This window comes from Streptomyces incanus, from assembly GCF_042656345.1.
GTDB classification, from domain to species: domain Bacteria; phylum Actinomycetota; class Actinomycetes; order Streptomycetales; family Streptomycetaceae; genus Streptomyces; species Streptomyces incanus.
The window spans coordinates 70,617-76,616 of sequence record NZ_JBHSPC010000007.1 but is presented as its reverse complement, the minus strand read 5'-3'; the positions used below and the strand labels follow the sequence as shown (position 1 = coordinate 76,616).

Annotated in this window: 7 protein-coding genes; 3 read left to right on the top strand and 4 right to left on the bottom strand. The window is 67.7% G+C overall.

All coding sequences use genetic code 11. The annotated features are described in order from the left end of the window. From ACFP2V_RS01720 to ACFP2V_RS01710, 3 genes are all read right to left on the bottom strand, one after another. A partial coding sequence (locus ACFP2V_RS01720) for an alpha/beta fold hydrolase (RefSeq protein WP_381204564.1) occupies nt 1-1,136 on the bottom strand: 1,136 nt, incomplete at its 3' end. 293 nt (nt 1,137-1,429) lie between these two features. Further along, a complete protein-coding gene (locus tag ACFP2V_RS01715) occupies nt 1,430-2,383 on the bottom strand; it encodes a hypothetical protein (RefSeq protein WP_381204563.1) in 954 nt (317 codons plus the stop codon). Between the two features lie 62 nt (nt 2,384-2,445). Continuing rightward, nucleotides 2,446-3,114 (bottom strand): hypothetical protein, encoded by a 669-nt coding sequence (locus ACFP2V_RS01710; protein ID WP_381204476.1) that lies wholly within the window; start codon nt 3,112-3,114, stop codon nt 2,446-2,448. Nucleotides 3,115-3,577: 463 nt separating this feature from the next. On the opposite strand from ACFP2V_RS01710, the gene ACFP2V_RS01705 reads away from it, so the two are divergent. Then, entirely contained in the window at nt 3,578-3,991 is a 414-nt protein-coding gene (locus tag ACFP2V_RS01705; RefSeq protein WP_381204562.1) for a DUF192 domain-containing protein, read from the top strand. Between the two features lie 57 nt (nt 3,992-4,048). Here ACFP2V_RS01705 and ACFP2V_RS01700 read toward each other — a convergent pair whose 3' ends face one another. Next, entirely contained in the window at nt 4,049-4,564 is a 516-nt protein-coding gene (locus tag ACFP2V_RS01700) for an ATP-binding protein (RefSeq protein ID WP_381204475.1), read from the bottom strand. Between the two features lie 293 nt (nt 4,565-4,857). On the opposite strand from ACFP2V_RS01700, the gene ACFP2V_RS01695 reads away from it, so the two are divergent. Then, on the top strand, nt 4,858-5,709 hold the full coding sequence (locus tag ACFP2V_RS01695) for a helix-turn-helix domain-containing protein (RefSeq protein ID WP_381204474.1): 852 nt from the start codon (nt 4,858-4,860) through the stop codon (nt 5,707-5,709). Between the two features lie 10 nt (nt 5,710-5,719). Further along, the gene (locus ACFP2V_RS01690) at nt 5,720-5,911 is read left to right on the top strand and encodes a hypothetical protein (RefSeq protein WP_381204473.1); all 192 of its coding nucleotides are present in this window, start codon (nt 5,720-5,722) and stop codon (nt 5,909-5,911) included. Nucleotides 5,912-6,000 lie beyond the last annotated feature (89 nt).

The following is a 6,000-nucleotide window of genomic DNA, read 5'->3' as shown; positions in this document are numbered from 1 at the left end:
ACGTTCGGGTCGCGCGGATTGGGGCTGTCGCCGCAGAGGACCGCAGCGCCCTGTTCCTCGCCCAGGTACGGATTCGGATGCGGGACCGCGGGTGGGTGCGGGAGCGGGGACGGCTCCGCGACGCGGCCCTGCCACAGGTCCTGCAGCCTGCCGGCGAGGTCCGTCCACCCAGGGTGGACGATGTAGAGGCTGTTCACCACGTCGGCGACCGTGCCGGCATAAGTCCAGGCGCCCACAGGATGTTTGCGGAGCTTCTGCATCAGCTGGTCGAACTTGTCCCGGGTCGCTTCCGGGCTGCCGGCGGAGAAGGCGCAGTGGGCGGTGGTGGTGGACCCGCACAGGGTGAGGAACTGGTCCAGGGTTGCTGCCGCGGTGCGGTCCGAGCCCATGCGCAGGAATGTCGTGAGCCGAGGGTCGGCGTCGGACGCGTGGTTCGTCCAGGCCTGCGGGTCGATGTTGCTGTCGAGGACCATGGCGCGGACCTTGTCGGGGAAGAGGTTGGCGTAGGTGGCGCCCAGAATCGTGCCGTAGGAGATCCCCTGGTAGGTGAGGTGTGACTCCCCCACCGCCCGGCGGAGCTGGTCGAGGTCCCGAGCGGTGTCGGTGGTCGACACGTGGCGCAGGAGCTCGGGGTCGCGCTGCTCACAACGCCGGGCCAGATCCTTGTACGCGGCGATGAAGGCCGCCCGCTCCTTTTCTCCCACCGGGAAGCCCGCCGCTTTGCTCGCATTCCAGTCAGCGGCTTCCTCGGGACTCGCGAAGCAGTTCACAGCGGTGCTGCTGCCGATCCCGCGAGGGTCCCAGCTGACGATGTCGAACCGCTCCCGCACCTCGCGCGGGGATCGCTCGTAGTTCTGTGGCATCTGCACCGTTCCGGGCCCGCCGGGGCCGCCCGGGTTGAAGAAGAGGGTGCCGATGCGCCGACCGGGGCCGGTGGCCTTCCGTTTGACGACCGCCAGCTCGAGGGTGCGGCCACCAGGGTTGTTGTAGTCCAGCGGCACCCTCGCGGTCGCGCAGTCGAACGCGCTGCCCGGAACGCACGGGCTCCAGTCCAACTGCGGGGCGGGCACGGAAGGTGCGGGCGTACCGCCGGCCGCGGCGGGGTTCTGCCCGGTCAGTGTCGTCGAACAGGTCACCAACGCTGCGATGACCGCGGCATGACGTCGGCGACCCACCCTGAACCCGCGTATAAGAGGCATGGGTGTACTCCGTCCCTCTCGCACTTCGTCGCTGAGCGCCCGAGGCCCGCCAATGCCCTGGACCTCGGCACGCGTCCGTGTCAACGACACAGCGATCCGGCAGTGCACGCGAGGCAGTGCGGCCGAACGGGCGAATTCATCGGGGCCCGGCGTCACACATGGTGGTGACCAGCACCCCCGGCCCTGCCCCGGCAGTATGATTCGCGCGCAGGTGAGGAGGAGTGCGTGGGTCAGCGGTTGATGGCCTGGATCTCCTGCACGACGACGTCCTGGGTGGCGCCGAAGGTGCCGTCGGGAAGGTCACCGCCCGCACCGCCGGTACCGGTCCACTCGATCTCCCAGGTGACCGTGGCCTGGAGCGGGAAAGTGCCGTCGCCCGAGGACCGCAGGTACTTCACACCACAGGGCGGATCCCGGTCCGCCTTCCCCCTGGCGTACGGCTCGCCGATACGCCCGCCGTCGATCTCGCAGACACCCGACGCCGGAAACGTCTGCGCGTCGGGCGTACCCGGATCGATCTCCAGCGACACCGGCACCGCCGTGGCCGTCGCCTCGATACCGATCACCGGCACCGACGCGGTGACCGACACCGGCTTGAACTCCGCTCCGTCCAGCCACGCCCACGTCGGAAGGTTCACCTTGGCCTCCCCGGCAGGGGCCAACGTCACCTCCGTACCCGGGACACGAATCTCGGCGTAGGCGAGCTCCGCGAGGACCTCCGGAGTCACCGCATTCTCAATCCCGGCCGGCGGAGGATCACCCTGGTCCACCCAGAAGATCTGCTCCTCACAGGAATCCCAGCCCGGCGGAAAGCCCTCGTTGACGAACGAGTCCCAGAAGTAGCCCTTGCCCTCCTTGTCCTTGTTGAAGTCCTTGTACGGCTTCCCTTCGACGTACCGGTCCCGCTGCTTGGCGTCCCACTCATGCCCCGTCGACCCGGCCTCCCAGATCGGCTCCAAGTGCTTCTGCAACTGCTCCGGCGTGTACTTGGGGGCATACCAACAAGGCGGCGGCGCCCACGACGTGGACGACCTCAACGCACCCGCAGAACCACCACGCCCGTTCTTCGAACGGTCGAACACCACCCCACCCACAGTGACGGACACAGTGCCGTCGTCACCGACTTCGGCACTCTGTTGCTCGTCACCAGCATTTCCGTACTTGTCCCGTTCAGCAAAGGCCATTGGAGAAGAAAAGACGGATACGCAAATAATCGCCAGGACTGTCCCGATCCTGGCTGAACTCCTCAGGGCTGGCACGCCTCGGCTCCCCGCTTCGAGACGATATCTGCGGTCTGCCAGACACCATCGGCGTTCTTGGCAAGCTTGGTGCTGTACAGCACGTAGCTGTTGGAAGTCGCAGGCGACCTGTCAACCTCACCGGTCTTCTTACTCTTGATGTACGACTTGCTCTCATCGGAGCAGTAAGTCACATAAGCCTTACTGTCACCACTGAGATTCACCTCACGCTTGAAGAACCGTGTCTCCCCGGTCCATGTGTCGTTGCCGTCGATGTAGCGCTGCGCATACGTAATCGATGAGCTCAAGGCCTTACCGGTGTTGTAGAAGCCGAGCGCCTTGGTATCCGTACTGCCCTTGAAGATCGCCTCATCGATGGAGTTGACACTTAGAGCGCTATCCGCGAGGACTGCGTCCTTCGTCGGGTCACCCGTTTTCTGCCCTTCGAAGACGTTCTTCGCGTCCGAGGGAAAGTCGATGTCCGGACGCCCTCCGGAGTCCGAAGCACTCGCGCTCGGGGAGGCCGACTCCTCGCCCCCCGTGTCCGCGCCCGCGATCTTGTCGCTGTCCTTGTCCTTGGCGGAACCCTCGTCGCTACTGCCGCCACAGGCGGAGAGCGTCAGGGCTGTGGTGGTGGTCAGCGCGAGCGCTGCGAGCAGGGTGGGGCGGCGGTTCACGGTCGGCTCCCGGTGGGGCGAGGCTTCTCTCGAGCGAAGCAACGCTATCCAGCGATGCGTGACGACACCAGAGAGATCAGTGACGACCTGCCGGGTACATCCGGCCAAATCCATCGCCACGCGGCCCACTTGGCACGGACCCGTTACGCAGCCGGCACCGCCGATACCCCGGGCGTCGCCGTCGACCGAAGGCGTTGTCAGAAGGGGGCACGGCGTCCACCGCGCCGCCTGCGGTTCACCGGCTCGTACCAGCGCTACAACGAGGTCCGATGGCTACCGGGGTACGCCGCACCCTTCCGCGCCCGCCGCCCTTCCGGCGCCCCGGCTCGCCTCGGACCTGGACGCCGCCGTGGCGAGCCTGACCGAGACCGCCCAGTCCCTGGCCGCCCTTGCGGCCCGCCTCCGCGACAACTGACCATAGGGGGAAGGAACAGAAGGAACAGAAGGAGCGGGAGTGGTGAGGGTGGCGTGGCGGGACGGGCGCGGGGAGTTGGTCGTGCCGGGTGACGAGGGGCAGCCGGACGTGCACGTACCTCTGGAGATCGCCGCCTCCTACCACGCCCGTACCAAGGGGTTGTTGGGGCGGACATCGCTCGACGGCGCGCTGCTCCTCTCCCCCGCCAACAGCATCCACACCTTCCGTATGCGCATGCCGATCGACGTCGCCTATCTCGACCGGCGTCTCCGCGTCATCGCCATACGCACCATGCCGCCGGGGCGGCTCGGACTGCCGAGGCTGCGGGCACGGCATGTCGTCGAATCCGAGGCCGGGGCGATGACGGGATGGGGGTTGCGGAGCGGAGTGCGGGTGACCGTGGTGACGAGCCCTCCCGACTCCGATACCGGGCAGGCGACGCCCGCCACGCCGCGCACCTAGGGTCTTTCGTTTGAATCGGGCCTGATCAGGCCCTGGTCGCGGCAGCCGCCCGGCACTTCACGAGCGGGAGCCTTGAGGCCCGCCGGCCGCGTACGCGCGTGCGCCGCCCCTGGGGAGAACCGCCCACATCCGGGTCCCGCCACCCGGCTCCCGCGCGTCCCCGAAGCCCCACTCCCCCGCACAGGCCTTGACCACGCAGGCCAGCACACGGAGCGCCGCCCGGCGGCGGGCGGCGCAGGCCGCGAGCAGCCGGGGGTGCGTGTGGCGGGGATGGGCGTCGTAGAAGACCACGCGGAGGGCTTCGTCCCGGTACCGCAGGGAGACGTACACCTCGGCCGAGGGCGCCAACCGGCATGAGCACGCGGCCAGTTCACCCACCACCTGCACCGCCGCGTCCATCACGTCGTCCAGGCCGTGGGCCCGCAGGATCGTCCTCGTCGCCGAGCGGGCGATCGCGGGGCTCCGCGGGGCGGCGGGGAGCGTGAAGCTGTAGGCGAGGGCCTCGGGAGCAGGAGGGGCGGGCAGCCGGTCGACGGGCGCGGCGATCGGACAGCGGGACGAGGGTTCAGGCATGACAACTCCCGAGGACTGACGACTGATTGCTGATTTCTGCTTGCTGGTCTGTGACGCGGTCCGGCCGGTGGCCTGTCTCCCTGACGCGGGCACACCCCTCCCAGGGCAGGAGGGTGCGGGTGAGCTCGCGTGATGCGCTTCCGGGCGTCACGGATCGCGACTACTACATCGCCGACAGTAGACGGTGATGGTGGCAAATTGCCACTCATCAGCTGAATTTGCCACTCGTCTGGGTGGACCTACCGAACCGACAAGGGGCAGACTGACGCCGCGACCATTGGAGGAAGTGACAGATGCCGCCGAGGGCAACGCCCACTCAACGCCAGCGACGACTGGGCGCGGAACTGCGGAAGATGCGTCTCGCAGCAGAGGTGTCGACGGAGTACGCCGCCGGACTGCTCGGCCTCGATCGGGCGAAGATCTCCAATATCGAGGCAGGGGTCCGGGCCATCACTCCCGAACGTCTGCGGACCCTCGCGTGCAACTACGACTGCCGCGACGAGGAATACGTCGAGGCCCTCGCGGACATGGCCGTCGACCGGTCACGGGGCTGGTGGGAGTCGTATCGCGGTCAACTCCCCGCAGCGCTGCTGGACATCGCCGAGATGGAGTGGCGTGCCAGGCGGGTCCGGGGCGGACTGGCCCTGCACGTGCCGGGCCTGTTACAGACCGATGTCTATGCACGCAGGCTGTTCGCCGCCGCCCTACCGCCGCTGTCACCTGCCGAGATCGAACTGCGAGTGGCGCATCGCATGCAGCGTCAGCAGGTCCTGCATCGGGAAGCCCCGATCACGTACGTCGGCTACGTGCACGAGGCCGCACTGCGCGTCGAGTTCGGCGGCACGAAGACCATGCGCGCGCAGCTCGACCACCTCTGCGACCTCTCGGAACTCGCGAACATCGACGTGCGGGTGATCCGCTTCAAGGCCGGAGCTTTCCCCGGCGCCGGCCAGGGCCTCACTTACGCGGAGGCGACAGTACCCCAACTCGACACGGCGGAACTGGACTCGGCTCACGGGCCCGAGTTCCTTCACGGTCAGTCCCAACTGGCCAAGTACCGTGCGCACCTGGACTGGATGGAAGAGGCGTCGCTCTCGTCGGCCGATTCACGCGATTTCATCCACACCATCGCCAGCGACCTCTGAGGAGCACCCCATGGCAGACATCATCTGGGAAGAACCCTTCTGCGCCGAGGGCGCCAACTGCTTCCGCATAGGCACCGACCCCGACGGCAACGCCTACATCGCCGTCGCCGGCCAGGAGGACCACCCGCTCACCGACACCCGGGAAGCCCTCCGCAATCTCATCCTCGAGATCAAGGCCGGCAGAGCCGACCACCTGCTGTAGGACAGCCCTCGCCCGGAATACTCAAGTCCTCGGCGCTCGTCAGATCCCCCATGGGTCGGGGTGCGGCACGGCCGCAGGATCCTCGGACC